Genomic DNA, 22,828 nt, shown 5'->3' with positions numbered 1-22,828 from the left:
CCATGGCGGCACAACGCACCCCACTCGACGGCGGCCGCTGGCATTTCCAGCACGGCCCGATCGACATCGTGGTGCAGGCCGAGGGCGATGCATCGGTGCTCGCGCAGGCGCACGAGGCCGCCTGGCAGCGCTTTGCCGGCATCCTCGACGAGCTGGTGGGCGAGTTGCGCGGACTGCGCCAGCCGGTCTCGGCGGCGCACACATTGAAGGGGCAGATCGCGCAGCGCATGCGGAATGCCTGCGAGCAGGCCAGCCTCGCCTGCGGATCGCCCTTCATCACGCCGATGGCGGCGGTGGCCGGCTCGGTGGCGCAGGAACTCATTGCTTTCTACAGGCGCCCCGGCATCGAGCGCGCCTGGGTCAACAACGGCGGCGACATCGCGCTGCACCTGGCGCCCGGCCGCTCGGCGCGCGTGGGCGTGTTCGCCGACCTCGCGCGCTTCGACCCGATGCAGCACGAGGCCCCGCTGGAAACCGACGGCCAGTTCGATGTGCATGCATCGACGCCCGTGCGCGGCATCGCCACCAGCGGCTGGCGCGGCCGCAGCTTCTCGCTGGGCATTGCCGACAGCGTCACCGTGCTGGCGCAAACGGCCGCGCAGGCCGACGCTGCCGCCACGCTGATCGCCAACGCGGTCAACGTGGAAGACGCGGCCATCCAGCGCCGGCCGGCAAGCGAATGCAAGGACGACAGCGACCTGGGCGATCTGCCCGTCACCGTCGACGTCGCAGTGCTCGCGCCAACGCAGGTGCAGCACGCACTGGCCGCGGGCGCGTTGCGTGCCGGCGTGCTGCAGCGCGCCGGCCTCATCTGGTCTGTGGCCCTCGTTTGCCAGGGGCAATGGCGCATCGTCCAGCCGCTAAGCTCCCTGCCTGCGGCCGATCGCGCGGCATTGCCGCCCAGGCCTATGCAGGGCCACGCAACTGGTTCAGTATTTGCTTAACGAAACGCAGCAAGGCAAGAAGAGTCCATGATCGACATACGCCGCGTGTTCACCCAGGTCGAACACATCTTTCACGAGTTCGGGCCGCGGCCGGAGAAGCCGCTGGTGCGCGGCGCCATCGGCGCGGTGCTCACCAATCCCTTCGCGGGCCGCTACGAAGCCGACATCCTTCCGATGATGTCGCTGCTCGACCCGGTGGGCCTGGAGATGGCACAGCGCCTGCGCGCCGCCATGGACGTGCCGGTGGAAGACATCAGCACCTACGGCAAGGGCGCCATCGTCGGCGCCGCCGGCGAGCTGGAGCACGGTGCGCTGTGGCACGTGCCGGGCGGCTACGCCATGCGCGAGCTGCTGGGCTGGAAGGGCGACCGCAACGCCTACCGCCAGGGCAAGGCCGAGGAGAAGACGGGGCAGCCCGGCAATGCGCTGTCCATCGTGCCCTCCACCAAGAAGGTGGGCGCGGCGGGCAGCACGCTGGACGTGCCGCTCACCAACATCAACGCCAGCTACGTGCGCGGCCAGTTCGATGCCATCGAGGTGCGCGTGCCCGGCGCACCGGCCGCGGACGAGATCGTGTTCATCCTCGCCATGAGCACCGGCTACCGCGTGCACGAGCGCGTGGGCGGCCTGCGCGCCGAGAACATTTCCAAGTGGGACGGGCTGCGTTGATCTGGCGCATCCAAAAACGACGAATCGACAACGGAACACACACCATGAGCGCCAACATCCGCAAGCTGATCGTGCAGGTCGACGAGACCCGCAAGGAAATGGGTAAGGCCATCGATCCGCCCACCCGCCGCGCGGTGGCCATCGCGGTCATCGAGAACCCCTACGCGGGCCGCTACAGCGAGTCGCTGGACGATCTCATCGCCATCGGCGAGGAACTCGGCGGCCTGCTCGGCCAGAAGTGCGTGGCTGCGCTCGGCATCGAGCCCGGCCAGGCACAGAGCTACGGCAAGGCCGCCATCGTAGGCGAGGCCGGCGAGCTGGAGCATGCCGCCGCCATCCTGCACCCCAAGCTGGGCGCGCCGCTGCGCGTGGCGGTGGAGAGGGGCGCCGCGCTGGTGCCTTCGGCCAAGAAGCGCGGCACGCTGGGCACCGCCATCGACGTGCCGCTGGGCCACAAGGACGCCGCCTTCGTGCGCAGCCACTTCGACGCCGTCGAGGCCCGCGTGTCCGACGCGCCGCGCGCCAACGAGATCGTCGTGGCCGTGGCCGTCACCGACAGCGGCCGGCCGCTGCCGCGCATCGGCGGCCTGCAGGTTTCCGAGATCAAGGGCGAAGACGGCTTGCGCTGACAATGGCCCTCTTCGCCGCCACGCGTTGAAAAACCCCCGATCCACTCTTCCAGTTCGAACCCTAGGAGTCCTTCGATGAAGCACCTGCGTCAAGTCGTCTACAGTGCGGCCGCGCTCGCATCGCTTTCCGCCGCCCTCGTGCCCGTCGCCCATGCGCAGGGCGTCATCAAGATCGGCGAGATCAACAGCTACAAGGCGCAGCCCGCCTTCCTGGAGCCCTACAAGAAGGGCATGGAGCTGGCGGTCGAGGAGATCAACGCCAAGGGCGGCATCAACGGCAAGAAGCTCGAGCTCATCACGCGCGACGACAACGCCAACCCCGGCGACGCGGTGCGCGTGGCCGAGGAGCTGGTGGCGCGCGAGAAGATCGACGTGCTCACCGGCACCTTCCTCTCGAACACCGGCCTGGCGGTGGCCGACTTCGCCAAGCAGAAGAAGTTCTTCTTCCTGGCCGGCGAGCCGCTCACCGACAAGATGACCTGGCAGGGCGGCAACGCCTACACCTACCGCCTGCGCCCCGGCACCTACATGCAGGCCGCCATGCTGGTGCCCGAGGCGGCCAAGCTCAAGGCCAAGCGCTGGGCGATCGTGTACCCCAACTACGAATACGGCCAGTCGGCCGTGGCGGCCTTCAAGCAGCTGCTCAAGCAGGCGCAGCCCGACGTGGAGTTCGTCGCGGAGCAGGCGCCGCCGCTGGGCAAGGTCGATGCCGGCGCGGTGGCGCAGGCCCTGGCCGATGCCAAGCCCGACGCGATCTTCAACGTGCTCTTCGGCGCCGACCTGTCCAAGTTCGTGCGCGAAGGCAACACCCGGGGCCTCTTCAAGGACCGCGCCGTGGTGAGCGTGCTGACCGGCGAGCCCGAGTACCTGGACCCGCTCAAGGACGAGACGCCCAACGGCTGGATCGTGACCGGCTACCCCTGGTACGGCATCCAGACGCCCGAGCACAAGGCCTTCTTCCTGGCCTACCACGAGAAGTTCAAGGACTACCCGCGCCTGGGCTCGGTGGTGGGCTACAGCATGATCAAGTCGGTGGCCGCCGGCGCGGCCAAGGCCAAGAGCACCGACACGGCCAAGCTGGTCGAAGCCTTCAAGGGCCTGCAGGTCGACACCCCCTTCGGCAAGATCACATACCGCGCCCAGGACCACCAGTCCACCATGGGCGCCTTCGTGGGCAAGACCAAGAACGACAACGGCAAGGGCGTGATGGTCGACTACGTCTACCTGGACGGCGCCAAGTTCCAGCCGAGCGAAGCCGAGATCAAGAAGGGCCGCGCGGACTGAGTCCGGCCGCTGCTCTCTTCATTCATGTAGCTCCTGCGCTGCGGTGAAAGGCATGGACCTCGAACCGCAGCCTCTGGCCCCGATACCGGGGCGCATCCGGCGGGCCGGCAGGGCCGGTGCCGCGGGTGCCCACGATCTGGCCGCGCTGCTTGCTGCGCGTGCCACGCCTTCGAACGCAGCGCCGCACTTTTCTTGAAGGATCGTCAGTGAGTTTCTCGGGCTTTATCGTTCAGCTGCTCAACGGGCTGGCCGGCGCATCGTCGATGTTCCTGGTGGCGGCGGGGCTGTCGCTGATCTTCGGCGTGACGCGCATCGTCAACTTCGCGCACGGCTCCTTCTTCATGGTCGGCATCTACGTCGCCTACTCGCTGGTCGAGCGGCTGGGCACGGGGCTGGGCTTCTGGCCCGCCCTGCTGCTGGCGGCGGTGGCGGTGGGCGTGCTGGGTGCGCTGATCGAGATGGTGCTGCTGCGCCGCATCTACAAGGCGCCGGAGCTGTTCCAGCTGCTGGCCACCTTCGCGCTGGTCCTGGTCATCAAGGACGGGGTGCTTTATTTCTGGGGCCCGGACGAGCTGCTGGGCCCGCGCGCGCCCGGGCTGTCGGGCTCGGTGCTGATCCTGGGGCGGCAGTTCCCGGCCTACGACCTGTTCCTGATCGTGGTGGGCCCGGTGGTGCTGGGCCTGTTGTGGATGCTGCTCACGCGCACCCGCTTCGGCACCCTGGTGCGTGCCGCCACGCAGGACCGCGAAATGGTCAGCGCCCTGGGCGTGAACCAGGCCTGGCTCTTCACGGCGGTGTTCGCGCTGGGCGCGCTGCTGGCGGGACTGGGCGGCGCGCTGCAGCTGCCGCGGGAACCCGCCACGCTGGAGATGGACCTCAACACCATCGGCGCCGCCTTCGTGGTGGTGGTGGTGGGCGGCATGGGCTCCATTCCCGGCGCGTATGCGGCCGCGCTGCTCATCGCCGAGATCAAGGCGCTGTGCATCTGGCTGGGCGTGGTGGAGGTCTTCGGCATCGCCATCTCCTTTTCCAAGCTCACGCTGGTGGTCGAATTCCTGGTGATGGCGGTGGTGCTGGTGGTGCGGCCCTGGGGCCTGTTCGGCAAGCCGCAGGCGCCCAGCCGGTATGTCGGCATGCAGGAGGAGCCGTTGCGCAAGGCCAGCCGGGGCTATGTCATCGCCGCCGCCGTGCTGGCCCTGGTGCTGGTGGCGCTGCCGACCTTCACCGCCGATTCGCCCTACACCGTGGTGCTGGCCATCGACCTGATGATCGCGGCCTTGTTCGCCGCCAGCCTGCACTTCATCATGGGCCCGGCGGGCATGCATTCCTTCGGCCACGCGGCGTACTTCGGGCTGGGGGCCTACGGCGCGGCGCTGCTGGTGCGCGCCGCCGGGGTGCCGATGGAGCTGTCGCTCATCGTGGCGCCGCTGGTGGCGGCCGTGGGCGCCATCGTCTTCGGCTGGTTCGCGGTGCGGCTCTCGGGCGTGTACCTGGCCATGCTCACGCTGGCCTTCGCTCAGATCACCTGGGCCGTCACCTACCAGTGGGACAGCTTCACCGGCGGCAGCAACGGCCTCACCGGTGTGTGGCCCGCGCAGTGGCTTTCGGACAAGGCCAACTACTACTACCTGACGCTGGTGCTGGTCATCGTGGGCATCGTTTGGCTGCGGCGCATCCTGTTCTCGCCCTTCGGCTACACGCTGCGGGCGGGGCGCGATTCCTTCCTGCGCGCGGACGCGATCGGCATCGACGTCAAGCGCATGCAGTGGGCCGCCTTCGTCATCGCCGGCATCGCGGCGGGTCTGGCGGGTGCGCTCTTCGCATTCTCCAAGGGCAGCATCTCGCCCGAGTCGCTGAGCGTGGGCAAGTCGGTCGACGGCCTGGTGATGGTGCTGCTGGGCGGCATCCAGACCCTGGCCGGCCCGGTGGTGGGTGCGGTCACCTTCACCTGGCTGCACGACGCGGTAGCGCGCAACACCGACTACTGGCGCGCCATGCTGGGCGCCATCATCCTGATCCTGGTGCTGCTGTTCCCGCAGGGCATCGCCGGCTTCGTCAAGCAGCTCTTCGACCGGCGCTACAAGCGCGATTTGAAGGAGACCACGGCCGTGCCTGCCGTCGCTGCCGCGCAGAAGGAGGTGACGCCATGAGCGTTAGTGCGCCTCTCTTGCAGGTCAGCAACCTGGGCAAGTCCTTCGGCGGCGTGAAGGCCGTGGACGGCATCAGCTTCGACCTCGCGCCCGGCGAACTGCTGGCCCTCATCGGGCCCAACGGCGCGGGCAAGTCCACCACCTTCAACATGGTCAACGGCCAGCTGAGGGCGGACCAGGGATCGATCAGGCTCTCGGGCGACGAGCTCATCGGCAGGAAGCCGCGCGAGATCTGGCGCAAGGGCGTGGGCCGCACCTTCCAGATCGCCGAGACCTTCGCTTCGCTTACCGTGGTGGAGAACGTGCAGATGGCGCTGCTCTCGCACGATCACCTGCTGTTCTCGACCTGGCGCCGCGCGGCCGACCACAAGCGCGACGAAGCACTGGCGCTGCTCGACCAGGTCGGCATGAAGTCGCAGGCCGACCGGCCCTGCAGCGTGCTGGCCTACGGCGACGTCAAGCGGGTGGAACTGGCCATCGCCATGGCCAACAGCCCCAAGCTGCTGCTCATGGACGAGCCCACCGCCGGCATGGCGCCCAAGGAGCGCAATTCGCTGATGGCGCTGACCAAGCAGCTGGTCATCGACCGCGGCATGGCGGTGCTCTTCACCGAGCACAGCATGGACGTGGTCTTCGCCTATGCCGACCGCATGATCGTGCTGGCCCGCGGCCGTCTCATCGCGCAGGGCAAGCCGCTGGAGATCCGCGACCATCCCAAGGTGCAGGAGGTCTACTTCGGCACCGGCAAGACTTTCGAGAAAGACAAGGAAAAGGCAGGAGCCGCCGCATGAGCAGCACGATGCAGCAGGACACCCTCCTGGAAACCAAGGCCCTGTGCGCCTGGTACGGCGCAGCGCAGATCCTCTATGACGTGGACCTGCAGGTGCGGCGCGGCGAGGTGGTGGCGCTGATGGGCCGCAACGGCGCGGGCAAGTCCACCACGCTCAAGGCCATCATCGGCATGCTCACCAAGCGCCGCGGCGCGGTGCGCTTCCTGGGCCACGACATCAGCAAAAGCGAGCCGCACGTGGCCGCGCGCCTGGGCCTGGGCTTCGTGCCCGAGGACCGGCGCGTGTTCACCGACCTGACCGTCACCGAGAACCTGGAAGTGGGCCGCCAGGCCGCGCGCAAGTGGAGCGACGGCAGCGACGCGCCGCTGTGGACGGCCGAGCGCCTCTACAAGCTCTTTCCCAACCTGGGCGAGATGCCCAACCGGACGGGCGGCCGCATGAGCGGCGGCGAGCAGCAGATGCTGACGGTGGCCCGCACGCTGATGGGCAACCCCTACCTGGTGCTGCTGGACGAGCCCTCCGAGGGCGTGGCGCCGGTCATCGTCGAGCAGATGGCCAACATGATCATCGAGCTCAAGGCGCAGGGCGTGAGCATCCTGCTGTCGGAGCAGAACATGCACTTCGCCGAGCTGGTGTCGGACCGCGCCTATGTGCTGGAAAAAGGCCAGATCCGCTACCAGGCCTCGATGGCCGAACTGGCCGCCAACGACGAAGTTCGCCGCAACTACCTGAGCGTCTGATTCCTTTCACTCTTTCAATCAAAACCTGGAGTCCACCATGCGCCAACTGCAACGCCGTTCCCTCCTCCAAGCCAGCGCCGCCCTGGGAATGATGGGCGGCCTGGGCCTCACGCCCAGCGCCTTCGCGCAGGCCAAGGTCAAGCCGGGCGCCAAGTCGGCGCTCATCGTGGTGGACGTGCAGAACTGCTTCATCGACGGCGGCACGCTGCCGGTGAAGGGCGGCGCCGACGTGGTGCCGGTCATCAACAAGCTGGCCGGCGCCTTCGAGAACATCGTGGTCACGCAGGACTGGCACACGGCCGGCCATGCTTCCTTCGCCAGCACCTACGCCGGCAAGAAGCCCTTCGAGACCACCAAGCTGAAGTACGGCAACCAGGTGCTGTGGCCCGACCACTGCGTGCAGGGCTCGGACGACGCGGCCCTGCACAAGGACCTGAAGCTGCCCACCGCGCAGGTCATCATCCGCAAGGGCTTCCACAAGGACGTCGACAGCTACTCGGCCTTCGAGGAAGCCGACCGCAAGACGCCCACGGGCCTGGCGGGCTACCTCAAGCAGCGCGGCATCAACACCGTGTATGTCACTGGCCTGGCCACCGACTTCTGCGTGGCCTGGACCGCAATGGACGCGCGCAAGCTGGGCTTCCAGGTCTACGTGATCGAGGACGCCACCCGCGCCATCGACCTCAACGGCTCGCTGGCCGCCGCCTGGAAGCAGATGAGCGCCAAGGGCGTCAAGCGCATCCAGTCCTCCGACATCGCCTGAGCTGGCACACGACCGCACAGATGCCGGCACTGGCGCTCACCGTCAACGCGCGAGAAGTCCAGCTCGACATTCCGCGCGAGGCGAGCCTGCTGCACCTGCTGCGCAACGACCTGCAGCTCAACGGCCCCAAGTACGGCTGCGGCCTGGGCCAGTGCGGTGCCTGCACCGTGTGGGTGGATGGCATGGCGGCACGGGCCTGCGTGATTCCCGCGCATGGCGTGGCCGGCCGCAGCATCACCACGCTCGAAGGGCTGGCGGACGTGGCCCCCGCGCTCGGCACGTTCGTGTCCTCGCTTCGCCCCGAGGGCCCTGCTGCGCCTCGGGGCGGCCCAGCGCCGCCGCGAGAGCGCTGGCATCCGGTTCAGAAGGCCTTCGCGCAGGCGCAGGCGGCGCAGTGCGGCTATTGCCTCAATGGCATGGTGATGCAGGCCGCGGCGCTGCTGGCGCGCGAGCCGCATCCATCGGAAGAACGCATCCGCGACGAGCTCTCGGGCAACCTCTGCCGTTGCGGCACGCACGTGGAGATCCTGGAAGCCGTGCGGCTGGCCGCATCGCAGGCGACCGGGAAGGACGAGGCGGCGTGAGCACGCGCCGCGACCACGCGACCCTGACCCGCGCCGACTTCCTCGCGGCCGACGGCGTGCTGCTGGTGGTGCGCGAAACGCCGCCCGCGGCGCCCCCGGTGCCGGGCCAGCCGGCGGCCGTCCCGGGCAATCCTGCGGAAGGCTCGGAAATCCTGCTGGCGGTGTGGGACGACGGCGGCGTCACCGGCCTCAACGGCCACGTGGACCTGGGCACCGGCCTGGCGACCGCGCTCTCGCAGATCGTGGCCGAGGAACTGGACGCGCCGCTGTCGCAGGTGCGCATGGTGCTGGGCGACACCGCACGCGTGCCCAACCAGGGCGCGACCATCGCCAGCGCTTCCATCCAGATCCATTCGGCGCCGCTGCGCCGGGCGGCGGCGCAGGCGCGCGCCTGGCTGGTGGCGCAGGCGGCGGAACACTTCGGCGTGGTGCCTTCGCTACTGGAGGTGCGCGACGGGCGCATCCATGCGGGGGAGGGCCATTCGATCGAGTTCGGTCGCCTGGTGGCCGGTGCGCGCACCGTGCTGCAGCTGGCGCACGATGCGCCTCTGAAGGCATCGCAGGACTACCGCATCGTCGGCCAGTCGGTGCCGCGGGTGGACATTCCGGCCAAGCTCTCGGGCGAGCTGGTCTTCGTGCACGACATGCGCCTGCCCGGCATGCTGCATGGCCGAGTGGTGCGCCCGCCCTATGCGGGCGCGGACCATGGCGAGTTCATCGGCAACACGCTGGAATCGGTGGATGAAAGCTCCATCGCCCACATCCCCGGCGTGCGCGCAGTGGTGGTGCTGCGCGACTTCGTCGGCGTGGTGGCCGAGCGCGAGGAAGAGGCAGAGCAGGCCATGCGCGCACTGCGCGTGCGCTGGAAGCCCTGGCCCGGCATGCCCTCGGTCGAGGACCTGGAAGGCGCGCTGCGCGACAACCCCGCCACGCAGCGCCTGCTGGTGGACGAGGGCGATGTCGACGGCGCGCTGCAGGCCATGGCCCAGCCCATGCCGCGCACCTATGTGTGGCCCTACCAGATGCATGCGTCCATCGGGCCATCGTGCGCGGTGGCGCATTGGGCGCCGGATGAAAGCCCCGCTCCGAGCCCCCGGCCCGAGGGGCCGGCCGCCCCGGCTTCGCCGGGGTCCAGGGCGAGCGCCCCCTCGGGGGGCAGCGACCCACACGAAGTGGGGGAGCGTGGGGGCACACGACTACGCGTCTGGGCCGGCACGCAGAACCCGCACGTCCTGCGCCGCGACCTGGCGCAACTGACCGAGCTGGACGAGCTGGCCGTCGATGTGGTCCGCATGGAAGCCGCCGGCTGCTACGGCCGCAACGGCGCGGACGACGTGGCGGCAGATGCCGCACTGCTCTCGCGCGCCGTCGGCGCGCCTGTGCGGGTGCAGCTCACGCGCGAGCAGGAACACGCCTGGGAGCCCAAGGGCGCCGCGCAGCTGATGCAGGTGCAGGGCGGGCTGCAGGCCGACGGGAGTGTCGCCGCCTACGACTTCGAGACCTCCTATCCGTCCAACGGCGCGCCCACGCTGGCGCTGCTGCTGACGCGAACGGTGGAGCCTTCCGCCCAGGCCTACGAGATGGGCGACCGCACCGCGCGACCGCCCTACGACTTCGACAACCTGCGGGTCAAGGTCAACGACATGGCGCCCATCGTGCGCGCCTCGTGGCTGCGCGGCGTGTCGGCGCTGCCCAACGCCTTCGCGCACGAGTCCTACATCGACGAACTGGCCACCGCTGCCGGCGAAGACCCGGTCGCCTTCCGCCTGCGCCACCTGCACGACCCGCGTGCCGTCGAACTGGTGCAGGCCACCGCGCAGAAGGCCGGCTGGCGCATGCGCAGCGGTCCGCAGGAGAACGCGGACGGCGGCCTGGGACCGGGCGGCGACATCCTCTTCGGCCAGGGCTTCGCCTACGCCCGCTACGTGCACAGCAAGTGGCCGGGCTTCGGGGCCGCCTGGGCCGCGTGGGTGGCCGACGTAGAGGTCAACACGAAGACCGGCGAGGTGCATGTGCGCCGCGTGGTGGTGGGGCATGACGCCGGCCTGGTCATCAACCCGGCGGGCGTGGCGCACCAGGTGCACGGCAACGTTCTGCAGGCCACCAGCCGGGCGTTGAAGGAGAAGGTGCAGTTCGCGCCGCAGCCGCAGATGCAGGCGGAACAGGCGCAGAACCTGCCCGGCGTGCGTCCGGCCGGCGTGGTGGCCAGCCGCGAATGGGGCAGCTACCCCATCCTCAACTTCCGCGAAGTGCCGGTGATCGAGGTGCTGCAGATGCCGCGCCCCGGCGAGGCGCCGATGGGCGCGGGCGAGTCGGCCTCGGTGCCCGGCACCGCGGCCATCGCCAACGCGATCTTCGATGCGACGGGCGTGCGCTTTCGCGCGCCGCCCTTCACGCCGGAGGTGGTGCGGGCGGCGCTGAATCCGCTGCCGCCGCCTAGCGGGTTGGCTGGCGTTGCCGATGCCGATGCCGGTGGCGCTGCGGGAGCCGGCGACCTGGCCATGCGCCGCCCGCCGCCCGACGCACCGTGGCCCCGGCGGCGCCGCGGGCTGTGGGCGACCGGCGCGGCGCTGCTGGTCGGTGGCCTCGGCGCCGTCGCGGGGCTGATGGGTGCGAGGTCCGCCATCGCGCCGGTGAACCTCAGCAGCGCGCCGGTCTACAGCGAAGCCACCATCGAGCGCGGCCGGCAACTGGCTGCGCTGGGCGACTGCGCCGTGTGCCACACCGCGCCGGGCGGCGCGCGCAATGCCGGCGGCCTGGCCATGGAGACGCCCTTCGGCACGGTCTACACGACCAATCTCACCCCTGATGCGGAAACTGGCCTGGGCCGCTGGTCATTCAGCGCCTTCCAGCGCGCCATGCGCGAGGGCATCTCGCGCGACGGGCATCGGCTGTACCCGGCCTTTCCGTACACCGCCTTCGCCAAGGTGAGCGACGACGACCTGAACGCGCTCTACGCCTACCTGATGTCGCAGCCCGCGGTGCATGCGGCCACACCAGAGCCGCAGATGAAGTTCCCCTTCGGCCTGCGTCCTCTCATGGCCGGCTGGAACGCGCTCTTCCACGATCCCGTGCCCTACCAGCCTGACGCCGCGCGCAGCGCCGAATGGAACCGCGGCGCCTACCTGGTCAATGGCCTGGGTCATTGCGGCGCCTGCCACACGCCGCGCAATGCGCTGGGCGCGGAGCAGGGCGGGCCGGCCTACCTGTCGGGCGCGATGGTCGAAGGCTGGGAAGCGCCGGCGCTCACGGGTCTAGCAGCCAAGTCAGCCGTGCCGTGGACCGCCGAGTCGCTCTACCAATACCTGCGCAACGGCCACAGCCCGCGCCACGGCATCGCCGGCGGACCCATGGCGGAGGTGGTGCGCGAACTGGGGCAGGTGCCGGACGCGGACATCCGCGCCATGGCCCGCTATCTCTCGTCCTTCCAGGGCGAGACCAGCGAGGCGCAGGCCGACGAGCAGGCGCGCCGCGTCGTCGCGCACGCCCAACTCAAGCAGCCGCAGCCCGGCATGGCGCAGCGCCTTTTCGACGGCGCCTGCGCCGCCTGCCACCACGACGGCAACGGACCCACGCTGCTGGGCGTGAACACGCCGCTGGCCCTCAACAGCCAGTTGACGAGCGCCCGGCCCGACAACCTGCTGCGCACCATCCTCGAAGGCGTGCGCGAACCGGCATCGAAGGACATCGGCTTCATGCCGTCTTTCGCCGATGCACTGGACGACCGGCAGATCGCCGAGCTGGCGCAGTACATGCGCGCACGCTTCGCGCCGCAGGAGCCGGCATGGACGGACCTGCCGCAGAAGGTGCGCGAGGCGCGCTCGCATTCGGCGAACGCGGCGCGCTGAGCCGCGTCAGCCCTGCGGCGGGAACGCCGCATGCCGCGGCAAGCCGTCCGCGAATTCCACCCACGACAGATGCTCCGCATGCCAGTAGTGGAACTGCGGCGGCAGCGTGTCGGGCTGGTCCAGGCTGCCGATGGTGAGGTCCACCAGCCCCGGGATGTAGTCGGCCCGGAAGAAGATCTGCGTGCCGCATCGCGGGCAGAAGCCGCGACGCCCTTCGGCCGACGAGGGATAGACCTGGGTCTCGCCGCCCATGCGCACCTGCTCCTCGGAAAACATGGCCCAGGCCACGGCCGGCGCCGCGTGCGCGCGGCGGCACATGCGGCAGTGGCAGATGGCGGTCATCAGCGGCGCGCCGCTGGCCCGGTAGCGCACCGCGCCGCATTGGCAGCCGCCTTCGTAGGCCGGGGTGGTGGATTCGGGCATGGGGTCGCCTCTTTCGTCGGCAAGGAGTGGCACGGATGATGGTTGCCAGCTGCTGACAACGTGGTGTCAGCAACGCCCGTCGCCCCGGACGCCGTCACGGCCATCCCGTACGATGGCGCCTCGCTCGCGGCGCGCCGTGGATCCATGCGCGCTGCCGGACCTTCATCGGAGACACCATGGACGCGACCCTTCTCACGCCTGCCAAGACCCTTCCGCGCGACGCCGAGCGCGCCACCCTCGTCGGACGCCTGTGGCAGCCGGGCGTGGGCCCCACGCTGGTGGCTGTGCACCACGGCGGCCTGCACGACCTGTCGCGCATGGCGCCCACCGCGAGCGAGCTGCTCGAACTGGACGACGTCGCAGCGCGCGTGCGTGCCGCGCTGGCCGACGGCAGCGCACCGCGCATCGCTGCGCTCGATGCCGCACTGGCCAACAGCCAGGAGGACATCCGCGACGAGGCCAAGGCCTGGCTGCTGGCGCCCTGCGACCTGCAGGCCATCAAGGCCAGCGGCGTCACCTTCGTCGAGAGCCTGCTGGAGCGGGTGATCGAGGAGCAGGCCCGCGGCGACGCCTCCAAGGCCGAGTCGATCCGCGCGGCTCTCTCTGGCGTGCTGGGCGACAACCTCGCGGGCATCGTGCCCGGCTCGCCGCAGGCGACGAAGGTCAAGGAGGTGCTGATCGCCCAGGGCGCCTGGTCGCAGTACCTGGAGGTGGGCATCGGCCCCGACGCCGAGATCTTCACCAAGTGCCCGGTGCTCTCGTCCGTGGGCACGGGCGCGGACATCGGCATCCATGCCAAGTCGGTGTGGAACAACCCCGAGCCCGAGGTGGTGCTGGCCGTGAACAGCCGTGGGAAGACGGTGGGCGCGGCGCTGGGCAACGACGTCAACCTGCGCGACTTCGAGGGCCGCAGCGCGCTGCTGCTGGGCAAGGCGAAGGACAACAACGCCTCGTGCGCCATCGGCCCCTTCATCCGCCTGTTCGACGAGCACTTCGGCATCGACCAGGTGCGGCGCATCACGGTGGGCCTGACGGTGCGCGGCACCGATGGCTTCACGCTGCAGGGCGCCAGTTCGCTCACCAAGATCAGCCGCGATCCGCTGGACATCGTCTCGCATGCCATCGGCGCGCACCACGACTATCCGGACGGGCTGATGCTCTTCCTGGGCACCATGTTCGCGCCCACGCAGGACCGCCACGGCCCCGGCCAGGGCTTCACCCACGAGGTGGGCGACGAGGTGCTGATCGCCGCGCCCGAACTGGGGGCGCTGGTCAACCGCGTGCTGCATTCGGACCAGGCCGCGCGCTGGAGCTTCGGCATCGGCGCGCTGATGCGCAACCTGGCGCAGCGGGGCCTGCTGAGCTAGCCACCCGGGTCTTTCGTTCATTGCGGGAGGAGAGGCGACATGAAGGCGATCTGGAAATTCATCTCGAGCACCCTCATCGGCGGCCTTCTGGTGCTGCTGCCGGCCTACCTGGCGATCCTGCTGATCGCCAAGGGCATCAAGGGCCTGACGCAGTTGGTCAAGCCCTTGGTGGCCATGCTGCCGGTGGGGCTGGAGCACCAGGCCATCGTCGCGCTGGCGCTGGTGGTCATCGCCTGCTTCGTCGTGGGCCTGGCGGTGCAGACCTGGCCCGGCCGTCCGCTCGGGCGCTGGCTGGACAAGGGCCTGCTGGACCGCATCCCCGGCTACACCTTCATGCGCAGCCTGCTGGGGCGCACCTTCGGCGACAAGTCGGCCGAGTTCAAGGTCGCCTTTATCGAGTTCGACGACAACACCGCGCTGGGCTACGTGGTGGAGGAGCACGCGGACGGCAACTACACCGTCTTCATGCCGTCTTCGCCCACGCCCTTCTCGGGCACGGTGCTGCTGATGCCGCCGCAGCGCGTGCACATCGTCGACGTGCCCTTCACGCAGGCCTTCAGCGCCATGGCCAAGTGGGGCACCGGCGTGCGCGACATCGCACAGGTGATGAACCAGCAGCGCGCCGCCGCCGGCGCGGCTGCGGCCAAGGCGGCCGCCTAGAGCATCATCCCGCCGGACACCTCGATACGCTGGCCGTTGATCCAGCCGTTGCCTTCGGCCAGCAGCGAAGCCACCGCCGCGCCGATGTCGTCGGGCAGGCCCACGCGGCCCAGCGCCGTGACGCCGGCAATCTGCGCATTGACCTGCGCCGTGTCGCGCACCGCGCCGCCGTTGAAGTCGGTCGCGATGGCGCCCGGGGCCACGGTGTTCACGCTGATGCCGCGCGGGCCCAGTTCCTTGGCCAGGTAGCGGGTCAGCACTTCCACGCCGCCCTTCATCGCGGCATAGGCCGCATAGCCCGGGAAGCTGAAGCGCGCCAGGCCGGACGAGGTGTTGAGGATGCGGCCGCCGTCGGCAATGAGCGGCAGCAGCTTCTGCGTGAGGAAGAAGGTGCCCTTGAGGTGGATGTTCAACAGCGCGTCGAATTGTTCTTCGGTGGTCTCGGCGATGCTGGCATGCAGGCCGGTGCCGGCGTTGTTCACCAGGTAGTCGAACTGCTGGCGCTGCCAGTGGCTGGCGAGCGCGCTCTTCACGCGGGCGGCGAAGGCGTCGAAGCTGCGGCTGTCGCCCACGTCCAACTGCAGGGCGAGGGCGCGGCGGCCCAGGGCCTCGGCCTGGCGGACCACCTCCTGCGCCTGCGCTTCGCCGCGCTGGTAGGTGAGGATGAGGTCGATGCCTTCTTCGGCCAGCTTCAGGGCGCTGTGGCGTCCGAGGCCCCGGCTGGCGCCGGTAACGAGGGCGATGCGGTTGCGGGATGCGGTGGCGGTCATGGGGAACTCCTTGCGTGTCTGGATGGGATGGCTGGAGTTTGTTTGTTCTCGCGTTGGAGATAAATCACCGAGAATCATCCGAACTGTTCTTTCTGATCGGACAATGCCCCCATGCAACTGGAAGACCTGCGCATCTTCGTCCGCGTCGCCGAGCTGGCCAGCTTCACCCGTGCAGCCGAGCAGCTGGGCCTGATGAAAGGCCGGGTCTCGGCGGCCGTCCAGCAGCTGGAAGCGCGGTTGGGCACGCGCCTTCTGCAGCGCACCACACGCAGCGTGCGTCTCACCTCCGACGGCGAGCAGTTCCTGGCCCGCGCCAGGGAGCTGCTGGCCGATGCCGAGCAGCTGCAGTCCATGTTCCAGCCGGCCGCCAGCGGCCTGCGCGGGCGCCTGCGCATCGACCTGCCCAACACGCTGGCGCGCGAGCTGGTCATTCCCCGGCTGCCGGAATTCCTCTCGGCCCATCCGCAGCTGGAGGTGGCCATCAGCACCACCGACCGCTTCGTCGACATCGTGCAGGAGGGCTTCGACTGCGTGCTGCGCGTGGGTGCGCTGGCCGATTCGGAACTGATCGTGCGGCCGCTCGGGCAGATGGCGATGGCCAACGTGGCCAGCCCGGCCTACCTGCAGGCGCACGGCACGCCGCTGACGCTGGCCGACCTGGCGCAGCACCGCGTCGTGCACTACTCCGGACGCTTAAACACGCAGGGCGCGGGGCTGGAGTACGTGCAGGACGGCGAGCGCCGGGTGCACCCGATGCGCAGCGCCCTCGTCGTCAACAGCGCCGACGCCTTCCAGGCCGCCTGCGTGGCAGGGCTGGGCATCATCCAGGCGCCGTTGCGCGGCGTGCAGCCGCTGATCGACGCGGGCGCGCTGGTGGCGGTGCTGCCCGGCTACCAGGCACCGGCGCTGCCCGTGTCGCTGCTGTACGCGCACCGGCACCAACTGCCGCCGCGGGTGCAGGCGATGCTGAACTGGCTCGCGCAGCTGGTAGTGCCGACGCTGCAGTCGCAGCCGCCTCAGCGCGAAGCAGCGGCCAGGTAGTCGCGCACGACGGGCACCGCGGTGGTGGCGCTGTCTGCGAAGAAGCCGTCGATGCCGGCGTCCAGGAAGGCCCGGATTTCCGCCGCGGTGTCGCCGCGGACGGTCGGATCGGTGACGGGCGGCTTTTTCAGGCTGTCGGGCAGGAAGTTGTTCTCGGGCCGCAGCGTGAAGACGTGGACGAGGAGCTTCTTGGCATGCGCGTCCTGGACCAGCGGGGTCGGTGCCGCCAGCTTGCCGTCGGCCACCGGCACCACGCGCCCCTTGGCCGGACCGATGCCCTGCGCGTAGGTGGCGATCTGCGCCAGGCCCTCGGGCTTGACCAGGTCCGCATAGCTTCGCTTGTCGCCCTGCACGACGAGGTCGTAGGGCGCGCCCTGTCCGTCGATCAGCTGGATGATCCGGACCTGGCTCTTGCGGCGGATCTCCTGGAGATTGCCCGTTTCGAAGGACTGCACGAACACCGGTGACTCGGCGCTGTTCATCCCCCACTTCTGCAGGGTGTCGAGCAGGCGGTCTTCAAGTGCCAGGCCGATCGACTTGAAGTACGTGGGGTGCTTGGTCTCGGGATAGATGCCGATCACGCGGCCCCTTCGGCCCGATTCGTCCTGGACCAACTGGAGGATCTCGTCCAGGGTCGGCACCTCGAACTGATCGTCGTAGGCGACGTTGGCCGGTCGAATCCTGGGTATGCGTTCGCGTGCCCGCAGTTCCTTGAGCTCGGCCAGCGTGAAGTCCTCGGTGAACCAGCCGGTGATCGAGCGGCCGTCGATCGTCCTGGTGGTCTTGCGGTCCGCGAACTTCGCCACCTCGGCGACGTTGGTGGTGGCCTCGGTGACCAAGCCATTCGCGTCGACGATGGCGATGGCGTTCTCGTGCCTGGCGACGAGGGCGCCGTCCTTGGTCGGCACCAAGTCGGGTTCGACGAAGTCCGCGCCGCTCTCGATGGCCTGCCGATAGGACGCCAGGGTGTGTTCGGGCCGCGCTGCCGGCTCGCCCCGATGGCCGATGACCAGCACCTTGCGCAAAGGTGTTGGCGGCGGCGGTGCGGCTGCCGCCGTCGGCATGGAAGCCGGGCTGGCGGGCGGCGCCGCCGGTGCGTCCGAGCCGCCACCGCAGGCGGAGATGAAAAGCGCGCAAGCGCACGCAGCCAGGCCCTGTAGGGACCGGAGATGGGTCGACATGATTTCTCCCCGTACGTTTCTGTTTTTTTCGCGCGCGGCTGCCTGGTCGGTCGGCCGTGTTCAGGCCCCGTGCGGGCCCGGCGCGGCAAGATCCTTGCGCCTGCGCATGACGGCCGTGTGACGGGCCTCCCGCGGCTGCGGTCGGACGCTCAGGTTGACCCCCATTGGAGGACGTCTGACGGCGTGACACCATTCGCCCTGCCGCGCGATCGACCGGCATCGATCCGGGCCAGGCCATCAAAAAGAAAAGCCCATGTTCACCAACGTCATCGCCCCCTTCGCCACCATCGTGATCCTGCTGGTATGGATGGGCTTCTTCATGTTCAGCTCGCTGCCGCTGATGATCCTCAAGCACGACACGCCGCTGGACGCGCGCTTCATCCGCGGGCTGTTCGACATCTACTACAAGGCGGTGCTGGTCACTGCGTCGGCCGGCGCGCTGGCCAATGCCGTGGCGGGCCGGCCGGGCATCGCCATCAGCATGGCGGCCATCGTGCTGATCACCTTCTTCAGCCGGCGCAACATCCTTTCGCGCATGGACGCGCTGCGCGCGACGATGACGGCCACGGATGCCGACCAGATCCACCGCTTCCGCCAGCTCCACATCCTGGGCATGGTGCTCAACGTCGTGCTGCTGCTCGCGGTCTGCGTGGGGCTGGTAAAGCTGCTTTGAGTCGGGGCCGCCTGCAGCGCCCGCCCGGATCGCCGTTCAGGCCGTGGCCGCCAGCGCACGCCGGTACTGCATCGCCTCTGCCACATGAGTCGCGCCCACGGCCGGGCTGTCCGCCATGTCGGCGATCGTGCGCGCCACCTTGAGCGTGCGATGCGTGCTTCGCGCCGACCAGCCGAATTTGGATGCGGCCTTGTGCAGCAGTTGGCTTGCCGCCGCATCCAGCGCGGCATGGCGGTCGATCTGCGAGCCGGCCAGGCCATGGTTGGCCTGGCCCTGCCGTTCGATGGCCCGCTGGCGCGCGCGTGCTACCCGTTCGCGCACGGCGGCGCTGGCCTCGCCCGCAGGCGCCTCCAGCAGTTCCTGCGGGGGGATCGCGGGCACTTCGATGTGCAGGTCGATGCGGTCCAGCAGCGGGCCGCTCAGCCGCCCTTGGTAGCGCGCGACCTGTGTGGGGAGTCAAATTTGTTGATCGCGTGTCCTCAACTCCATCACGCACTTGGGCACCAACTCTGACCCGAAGTTGGGCGGAGCTGATCAAAATTGTTGCGCGGACCCCCACCTTCAATCAAAGTTGCTGAACCAGACAGCATCGCGGTGACCGGCTACATTCGGCCCAATTGAGATTACCCGTCCATCTCCACTCTGCGAACATCTCGGCGTTACCCTTAAGGCCAAACGTCTCGGTTGAAGAACGTCCCAGGAGCGCATGCGTCGCGTGCGTGCGCCGGAGGCCGTCGCCCGGAGACGCGAGATTTTTTTGCATAGCTATTGAGTAGGATCGCTGCAATCTCACTGCCAGCCTTCTTATGCCTACGTTCTTCCACGTCGATCGGCGCAAACGCCTTGAAGCAGGGCAGCGTCTCGGGCTCCTGCCGCCCGCGTCGCAGCTGCCCGTCGACCTGGCCACGCACCTGGACGAACTCTTTCCCGCAGGCTTGTCAGACCATGGCCATCGCTATTTCACTGCGCCGGGATCGAACACGCCATGGGCCGATCGCGTGAAAGAGCTCATTTGGGAATTCGCGCGGCGCAGCTGCTTTCCCGACCAACCCTCGCGCCTAGTGTCCACCTTCGCTTGGCGCACCTTGGAGGAGGCGCGCACCTTTGCCGCGGCTCAACCCGGCGGCGTCACCTCGATGCCCATCTACGAAGTGCAGGCCCACGACGCGTTCGTGGCGAACATGAGCTTGCTGCACTGCGACTCCTCGGGCGTGCGCATCTCGCAGCTCGTGCACTACTACTGGCGTGGCGAGTCGGGTCCCACGGATCTACCCGGGCTCGGCAACCCCGTGTGGGAGGTGCTTCTGCACGGGCCGGTGCAAGTGATAGGCCAAGTGCTTCCGCACGAGGGTTGCAAATAGGCTCCGCTCGATCGGCCTGCAAAGGCTCAACCGCCATGACAGGAATAACTGCAGCACTTCCTTCCCTACAACGATGACACGAAGAGCGCGCACTCGTCGCACATGGAATGTTTGCTCAGCCTAGTGACGGGACACCGTTTTATCAATGGATCCAGCATCCACGGGGCAGAGCTCTCACCTACTCGCCCCCAAAATCTGAAGGAGGCGGATCCAAGAAGTCCTTCCTCCTATACTGAATCACCCCTAAAGGCGTTTTTCGGGCTTCAAAAAGGCTCACGTCCCCCCTGCGCATGGCAAGGATGCGAGACGTTTCAGCGCACCTCCGAAAATACTCGGATTCCCACATGCCCTCGGCATTCAGCGGCGCCTCTGAGGCTCGGATCGTCGAAGATGCTCTTGGCCAGATCCTGGCGCTGCCGCCCCTCTTGTACATGGCGCCGTTCTTCGTCAACGCGACACATTCGTAGGAGTACAGGGTCTTCTTGTCTGGCAGAACGTCGACGACAAGATAGGCCTCAAATGCTCCTCCTTCATGACGCTCGACCTCGATGCGGTCGCCAGGCTTGAACGGGGCGTAGAACATCGCCTCCTGCCGCTGCACTTCCTGAACGCAGGCCTCCAGGAGTTTCACTGTGATCAGAGCGTTGTCGATCGCGCGATTTCTGATCTGCACCTCGAGCGGGCAGTCGCGGCGTCCTTTGGTGGCGCTGAAAAACTCGTCGTACTTTCGTCGCAGTTCAGTACGTGCGCGTCCCAGGTAGGTTTTCAGGCGCGCTAGCTGCTCGCGGTGCGGGAGGGGCTTTCGTGGGTACATGCCTCAGCGTGCAACACACGGCCTACTTCCGTCAAACTAGCTCAACGGACGACGAATTCCGTCGGTAAGGAGCGGCTGCTTCAGGCCGACAGAGACCGCCGCATGCTCGGCGCGTCAAAACGTCAAATCGCTCAGTCTGCAGGCGCAAGGGGAAACGACAGCTCATGAGAGAAAGAGCCAAGGACTGGGCCAAAGCCGACAACTTGGAACTCAGTGCGCCCAAGCAGCAGCCAATGCCAATATGCGTTCGACCGGCACGCCGCGCTCCAACGCGACACGGGGCGCCTCGCCGCCTAGCGCAGGTGCGGGTGACTCGAAGAACGTCAGCAGCTGCCATCCGTCAGTAGTACCTAGGACCTTCGCAAGGAGTGCGACGACAGACCAGATTGCCGGGTCGAATTGCCAACGAGGCAACTTGAAGGCGCCACCAAGACTTGGCACACCGATGCAACGGCCAACGTCGATCCATGATCTGACCATGGCGCTGCTTGTGCCGATGAGTTGCGCCGCTTCGGGAGGCGTGATCATGTCGTTCGCTTCAATCCGTTCGCGGCGATGATGCAGATTCGAACTGCGTGCCGCGACGTACGGGCTCGCGCTGGCGGAGATGTCTTCAGCATCTAGACGGTCCTTCCAGCCCTCGAATGGGTCGCGTAGCGCTTCCCCTTGCTTGCGATCGCTTCCGAAGTCCTGGGGTGCCTCTCCGAGCTTTGCTCGAAGCTCCATGAACCTACGCCAGCTGCTACCGGGTCGAGTAGAGAGAATGACATCGCCTGTGCTCTTGTCGCGACGGACGTAGATCTCATCAACATCGAATTGAAACTGTTTGGGCAAGCGCACGGCTTGGCTGCTTCCGCTCATGATGAGCTTGGCCCTCTTGTCCTTGGAAACTGAAGTCTTTGCCATCCGCGCCTCCTTGCGGCCCACATAGATTGAATTCAGAGCCTACGATGCGTCGACCCTGTGTCCCGATGGGCGGTTGCAGCAACCTCGCCCCCCGCCCCCACTGCTGCACGCCCGTGCGGCGAAGAAGATCTGCAAATCGTGGCACGACACTAGATCCGCGGAGGGGCTCGCCAAACCTAGAGAGAAACAAGGCTCTCTGCGGACGGCCAAATCTTTCAAAGCGAACTCGGGTGCGGTCAATGTATTCGTCCAACCAATTTGCGTAGAGAGTGGCTCGCGAACACCCTATCGGAGCACTCGCGCGCCAGTTTGCCAAGAGAGTACTGCCGTCTTTGAGTTCGAGTTGACATGCTCTTCTGAAAGAGATCTGTAGCTGGGTTGCGGCAGCGATAACAACTGCATCGCGAACAAGACTTGCGCGATGATCGCGCCGCTCCGATGCGCATCCGATGTCCGCATCAAGCATCTCCGCGATCGTCATGAGCTGGGCGTCGGTCAGTTGGCGGTTCGAGCTCGGAAACGCGCGGTCCAGAGTCACGGCTTCAGTAACGCCCAATACTCGTTTGACGGCAACTTTCGACGGATTGGAATCACCCACGGTAGCAACGCGAGCAGCTGCATCAACTTCGATTGCGCTGACGCGGTATGCCTTTCGGTCAAGCGCGGTGCGGCAGACCACACTCAACCAGTAGGGGCTGGACACTTCGCAGGCATGAAAGTCGGACAATGTAATTCGAGCATTCGACATCACTGAGACGAAGCGCTTGGGCCATTCATTGAGCAACGAGTCAATCGCAGCGAGCATCCCATGACGATATTGAATTCCTTGCGAATCAAATTCACACCGACTGGCAGAACTCAGTTCGAGCGCGTCGCGCGCCACTTGCGGAAGTTCTGCGTTCAATAGTTTCTTCGCTACTCGGCGGCGTGAGAGCACTTGGATCAATACCCGTATGCCATCCCACCACAGATGCGGATATGCGAGCGCAATCGGAAAGTGCTTGGCTTCTGCAAACGCAGGGTCGCCTGTACGCCATGGTGACACGCGGTAAGCTCTGCGTGATTCTTGAATGTAGTGGGCGCCGCAATGGTCGCAACGATCGAGCGATCTCGATCGACGGTGCGAGAGCGAGACTGTTGAGTTCCATGCAATCCTGACCCGGCATTTCCATCCAATATTGACCCACCCTCTTTGCGAGCCTGGTGGCTCACGGTGTGGATAAGTTCTTG

At 67.7% G+C, this 22,828-nt stretch carries 20 protein-coding genes and 1 pseudogene; 15 read left to right on the top strand and 6 right to left on the bottom strand.

The window, feature by feature from the left end; genetic code table 11:
* The first annotated feature begins 2 nt into the window (after positions 1-2).
* The 10 genes from BM345_RS07520 to BM345_RS07475 all read left to right on the top strand — a co-directional run bounded on the left by BM345_RS07520 (position 3) and on the right by BM345_RS07475 (position 12,402).
* On the top strand, positions 3-944 hold the full coding sequence (locus tag BM345_RS07520) for a UPF0280 family protein (protein ID WP_093377422.1): 942 nt from the start codon (positions 3-5) through the stop codon (positions 942-944).
* 27 nt (positions 945-971) lie between these two features.
* On the top strand, positions 972-1,613 hold the full coding sequence (locus BM345_RS07515; protein WP_093377420.1) for an amino acid synthesis family protein: 642 nt from the start codon (positions 972-974) through the stop codon (positions 1,611-1,613).
* A 44-nt stretch (positions 1,614-1,657) separates the two neighbouring features.
* On the top strand, positions 1,658-2,242 hold the full coding sequence (locus BM345_RS07510; RefSeq protein ID WP_093377417.1) for an amino acid synthesis family protein: 585 nt from the start codon (positions 1,658-1,660) through the stop codon (positions 2,240-2,242).
* A 75-nt stretch (positions 2,243-2,317) separates the two neighbouring features.
* Complete coding sequence (locus tag BM345_RS07505; RefSeq protein ID WP_093377415.1) at positions 2,318-3,526, top strand: ABC transporter substrate-binding protein; 1,209 nt, start codon at positions 2,318-2,320, stop codon at positions 3,524-3,526.
* Between the two features lie 206 nt (positions 3,527-3,732).
* A complete protein-coding gene (locus BM345_RS07500) occupies positions 3,733-5,676 on the top strand; it encodes an ABC transporter permease (protein WP_093377412.1) in 1,944 nt (647 codons plus the stop codon).
* Positions 5,673-6,467, top strand: coding sequence for an ABC transporter ATP-binding protein (locus BM345_RS07495; RefSeq protein WP_093377410.1), 795 nt, complete (start codon positions 5,673-5,675; stop codon positions 6,465-6,467). Before BM345_RS07500 ends, BM345_RS07495 begins: the two co-directional genes overlap by 4 nt.
* Positions 6,464-7,207 carry an ABC transporter ATP-binding protein gene (locus BM345_RS07490; protein ID WP_175544934.1) on the top strand — a complete coding sequence of 248 codons (744 nt, stop codon included), beginning with the start codon at positions 6,464-6,466 and terminating at the stop codon, positions 7,205-7,207. Before BM345_RS07495 ends, BM345_RS07490 begins: the two co-directional genes overlap by 4 nt.
* Before the next feature lie 37 nt (positions 7,208-7,244).
* Entirely contained in the window at positions 7,245-7,970 is a 726-nt protein-coding gene (pncA, locus tag BM345_RS07485; protein ID WP_175544933.1) for a bifunctional nicotinamidase/pyrazinamidase, read from the top strand.
* A gap of 20 nt (positions 7,971-7,990) precedes the next feature.
* On the top strand, positions 7,991-8,554 hold the full coding sequence (locus BM345_RS07480; RefSeq protein WP_093377407.1) for a (2Fe-2S)-binding protein: 564 nt from the start codon (positions 7,991-7,993) through the stop codon (positions 8,552-8,554).
* On the top strand, positions 8,551-12,402 hold the full coding sequence (locus tag BM345_RS07475) for a molybdopterin cofactor-binding domain-containing protein (RefSeq protein ID WP_175544932.1): 3,852 nt from the start codon (positions 8,551-8,553) through the stop codon (positions 12,400-12,402). Before BM345_RS07480 ends, BM345_RS07475 begins: the two co-directional genes overlap by 4 nt.
* 6 nt (positions 12,403-12,408) lie before the next feature.
* Here BM345_RS07475 and BM345_RS07470 read toward each other — a convergent pair whose 3' ends face one another.
* Complete coding sequence (locus BM345_RS07470) at positions 12,409-12,825, bottom strand: GFA family protein (RefSeq protein ID WP_217653971.1); 417 nt, start codon at positions 12,823-12,825, stop codon at positions 12,409-12,411.
* A gap of 176 nt (positions 12,826-13,001) precedes the next feature.
* On the opposite strand from BM345_RS07470, the gene BM345_RS07465 reads away from it, so the two are divergent.
* Positions 13,002-14,192, top strand: coding sequence for a fumarylacetoacetate hydrolase family protein (locus BM345_RS07465; RefSeq protein ID WP_093377405.1), 1,191 nt, complete (start codon positions 13,002-13,004; stop codon positions 14,190-14,192).
* 39 nt (positions 14,193-14,231) lie between these two features.
* Positions 14,232-14,852 carry a DUF502 domain-containing protein gene (locus BM345_RS07460; protein ID WP_093377402.1) on the top strand — a complete coding sequence of 207 codons (621 nt, stop codon included), beginning with the start codon at positions 14,232-14,234 and terminating at the stop codon, positions 14,850-14,852.
* On the opposite strand, the gene BM345_RS07455 is transcribed toward BM345_RS07460, so the two are convergent.
* Entirely contained in the window at positions 14,849-15,622 is a 774-nt protein-coding gene (locus BM345_RS07455; RefSeq protein ID WP_093377400.1) for an SDR family NAD(P)-dependent oxidoreductase, read from the bottom strand. The genes BM345_RS07460 and BM345_RS07455 overlap by 4 nt on opposite strands.
* A gap of 111 nt (positions 15,623-15,733) precedes the next feature.
* Between BM345_RS07455 and BM345_RS07450 the strand changes: the two genes are divergently transcribed.
* Positions 15,734-16,663 (top strand): LysR family transcriptional regulator, encoded by a 930-nt coding sequence (locus BM345_RS07450; RefSeq protein WP_093377397.1) that lies wholly within the window; start codon positions 15,734-15,736, stop codon positions 16,661-16,663.
* Here the strand turns inward: BM345_RS07450 and BM345_RS07445 are convergent.
* Positions 16,639-17,844 carry a glycerophosphodiester phosphodiesterase gene (locus BM345_RS07445; protein ID WP_093377394.1) on the bottom strand — a complete coding sequence of 402 codons (1,206 nt, stop codon included), beginning with the start codon at positions 17,842-17,844 and terminating at the stop codon, positions 16,639-16,641. The two genes, BM345_RS07450 and BM345_RS07445, sit on opposite strands and share 25 nt — an antisense overlap.
* Before the next feature lie 253 nt (positions 17,845-18,097).
* Here BM345_RS07445 and BM345_RS07440 point away from each other — a divergent pair, with 253 nt between their 5' ends.
* Positions 18,098-18,517, top strand: a complete 420-nt coding sequence (locus tag BM345_RS07440; protein ID WP_093377392.1) for a hypothetical protein — start codon at positions 18,098-18,100, stop codon at positions 18,515-18,517.
* Positions 18,518-18,553: 36 nt separating this feature from the next.
* Here the strand turns inward: BM345_RS07440 and BM345_RS07435 are convergent.
* Positions 18,554-18,964: pseudogene (locus tag BM345_RS07435) on the bottom strand (ATP-binding protein); the annotation flags it as partial.
* Positions 18,965-19,323: 359 nt separating this feature from the next.
* Between BM345_RS07435 and BM345_RS07430 the strand changes: the two are divergent.
* Positions 19,324-19,878, top strand: coding sequence for a hypothetical protein (locus BM345_RS07430; protein ID WP_093377387.1), 555 nt, complete (start codon positions 19,324-19,326; stop codon positions 19,876-19,878).
* Between the two features lie 178 nt (positions 19,879-20,056).
* Here BM345_RS07430 and BM345_RS07425 read toward each other — a convergent pair whose 3' ends face one another.
* Together BM345_RS07425 and BM345_RS30850 are read right to left on the bottom strand one after the other, a co-directional pair.
* Positions 20,057-20,692 carry a hypothetical protein gene (locus tag BM345_RS07425; protein WP_093377384.1) on the bottom strand — a complete coding sequence of 212 codons (636 nt, stop codon included), beginning with the start codon at positions 20,690-20,692 and terminating at the stop codon, positions 20,057-20,059.
* A 210-nt stretch (positions 20,693-20,902) separates the two neighbouring features.
* Positions 20,903-21,598, bottom strand: a complete 696-nt coding sequence (locus BM345_RS30850; protein ID WP_368086478.1) for an antitoxin — start codon at positions 21,596-21,598, stop codon at positions 20,903-20,905.
* Positions 21,599-22,828: the final 1,230 nt, after the last annotated feature.

Source organism: Variovorax sp. OV329 (assembly GCF_900114785.1).
Classification (GTDB): domain Bacteria; phylum Pseudomonadota; class Gammaproteobacteria; order Burkholderiales; family Burkholderiaceae_C; genus Variovorax.
The sequence above is the reverse complement of the archived record's forward strand: the minus strand, read 5'-3'. Positions and strand labels throughout refer to the sequence as shown.

Excerpts from the sequence above, each read along its gene's own strand:
- BM345_RS07520 (WP_093377422.1), top strand. The coding sequence starts at position 3 with ATGGCGGCACAACGCACCCCACTCGACGGCGGCCGCTGGCATTTCCAG.
- BM345_RS07515 (WP_093377420.1), top strand. The coding sequence starts at position 972 with ATGATCGACATACGCCGCGTGTTCACCCAGGTCGAACACATCTTTCAC.
- BM345_RS07510 (WP_093377417.1), top strand. The coding sequence starts at position 1,658 with ATGAGCGCCAACATCCGCAAGCTGATCGTGCAGGTCGACGAGACCCGC.
- BM345_RS07505 (WP_093377415.1), top strand. The coding sequence starts at position 2,318 with ATGAAGCACCTGCGTCAAGTCGTCTACAGTGCGGCCGCGCTCGCATCG.
- BM345_RS07495 (WP_093377410.1), top strand. The coding sequence starts at position 5,673 with ATGAGCGTTAGTGCGCCTCTCTTGCAGGTCAGCAACCTGGGCAAGTCC.
- BM345_RS07490 (WP_175544934.1), top strand. The coding sequence starts at position 6,464 with ATGAGCAGCACGATGCAGCAGGACACCCTCCTGGAAACCAAGGCCCTG.
- pncA (WP_175544933.1), top strand. The coding sequence starts at position 7,245 with ATGCGCCAACTGCAACGCCGTTCCCTCCTCCAAGCCAGCGCCGCCCTG.
- BM345_RS07480 (WP_093377407.1), top strand. The coding sequence starts at position 7,991 with ATGCCGGCACTGGCGCTCACCGTCAACGCGCGAGAAGTCCAGCTCGAC.
- BM345_RS07470 (WP_217653971.1), bottom strand. The coding sequence starts at position 12,825 with ATGCCCGAATCCACCACCCCGGCCTACGAAGGCGGCTGCCAATGCGGC.
- BM345_RS07465 (WP_093377405.1), top strand. The coding sequence starts at position 13,002 with ATGGACGCGACCCTTCTCACGCCTGCCAAGACCCTTCCGCGCGACGCC.
- BM345_RS07460 (WP_093377402.1), top strand. The coding sequence starts at position 14,232 with ATGAAGGCGATCTGGAAATTCATCTCGAGCACCCTCATCGGCGGCCTT.
- BM345_RS07455 (WP_093377400.1), bottom strand. The coding sequence starts at position 15,622 with ATGACCGCCACCGCATCCCGCAACCGCATCGCCCTCGTTACCGGCGCC.
- BM345_RS07450 (WP_093377397.1), top strand. The coding sequence starts at position 15,734 with ATGCAACTGGAAGACCTGCGCATCTTCGTCCGCGTCGCCGAGCTGGCC.
- BM345_RS07445 (WP_093377394.1), bottom strand. The coding sequence starts at position 17,844 with ATGTCGACCCATCTCCGGTCCCTACAGGGCCTGGCTGCGTGCGCTTGC.
- BM345_RS07440 (WP_093377392.1), top strand. The coding sequence starts at position 18,098 with ATGTTCACCAACGTCATCGCCCCCTTCGCCACCATCGTGATCCTGCTG.
- BM345_RS07430 (WP_093377387.1), top strand. The coding sequence starts at position 19,324 with ATGCCTACGTTCTTCCACGTCGATCGGCGCAAACGCCTTGAAGCAGGG.
- BM345_RS07425 (WP_093377384.1), bottom strand. The coding sequence starts at position 20,692 with ATGTACCCACGAAAGCCCCTCCCGCACCGCGAGCAGCTAGCGCGCCTG.
- BM345_RS30850 (WP_368086478.1), bottom strand. The coding sequence starts at position 21,598 with ATGGCAAAGACTTCAGTTTCCAAGGACAAGAGGGCCAAGCTCATCATG.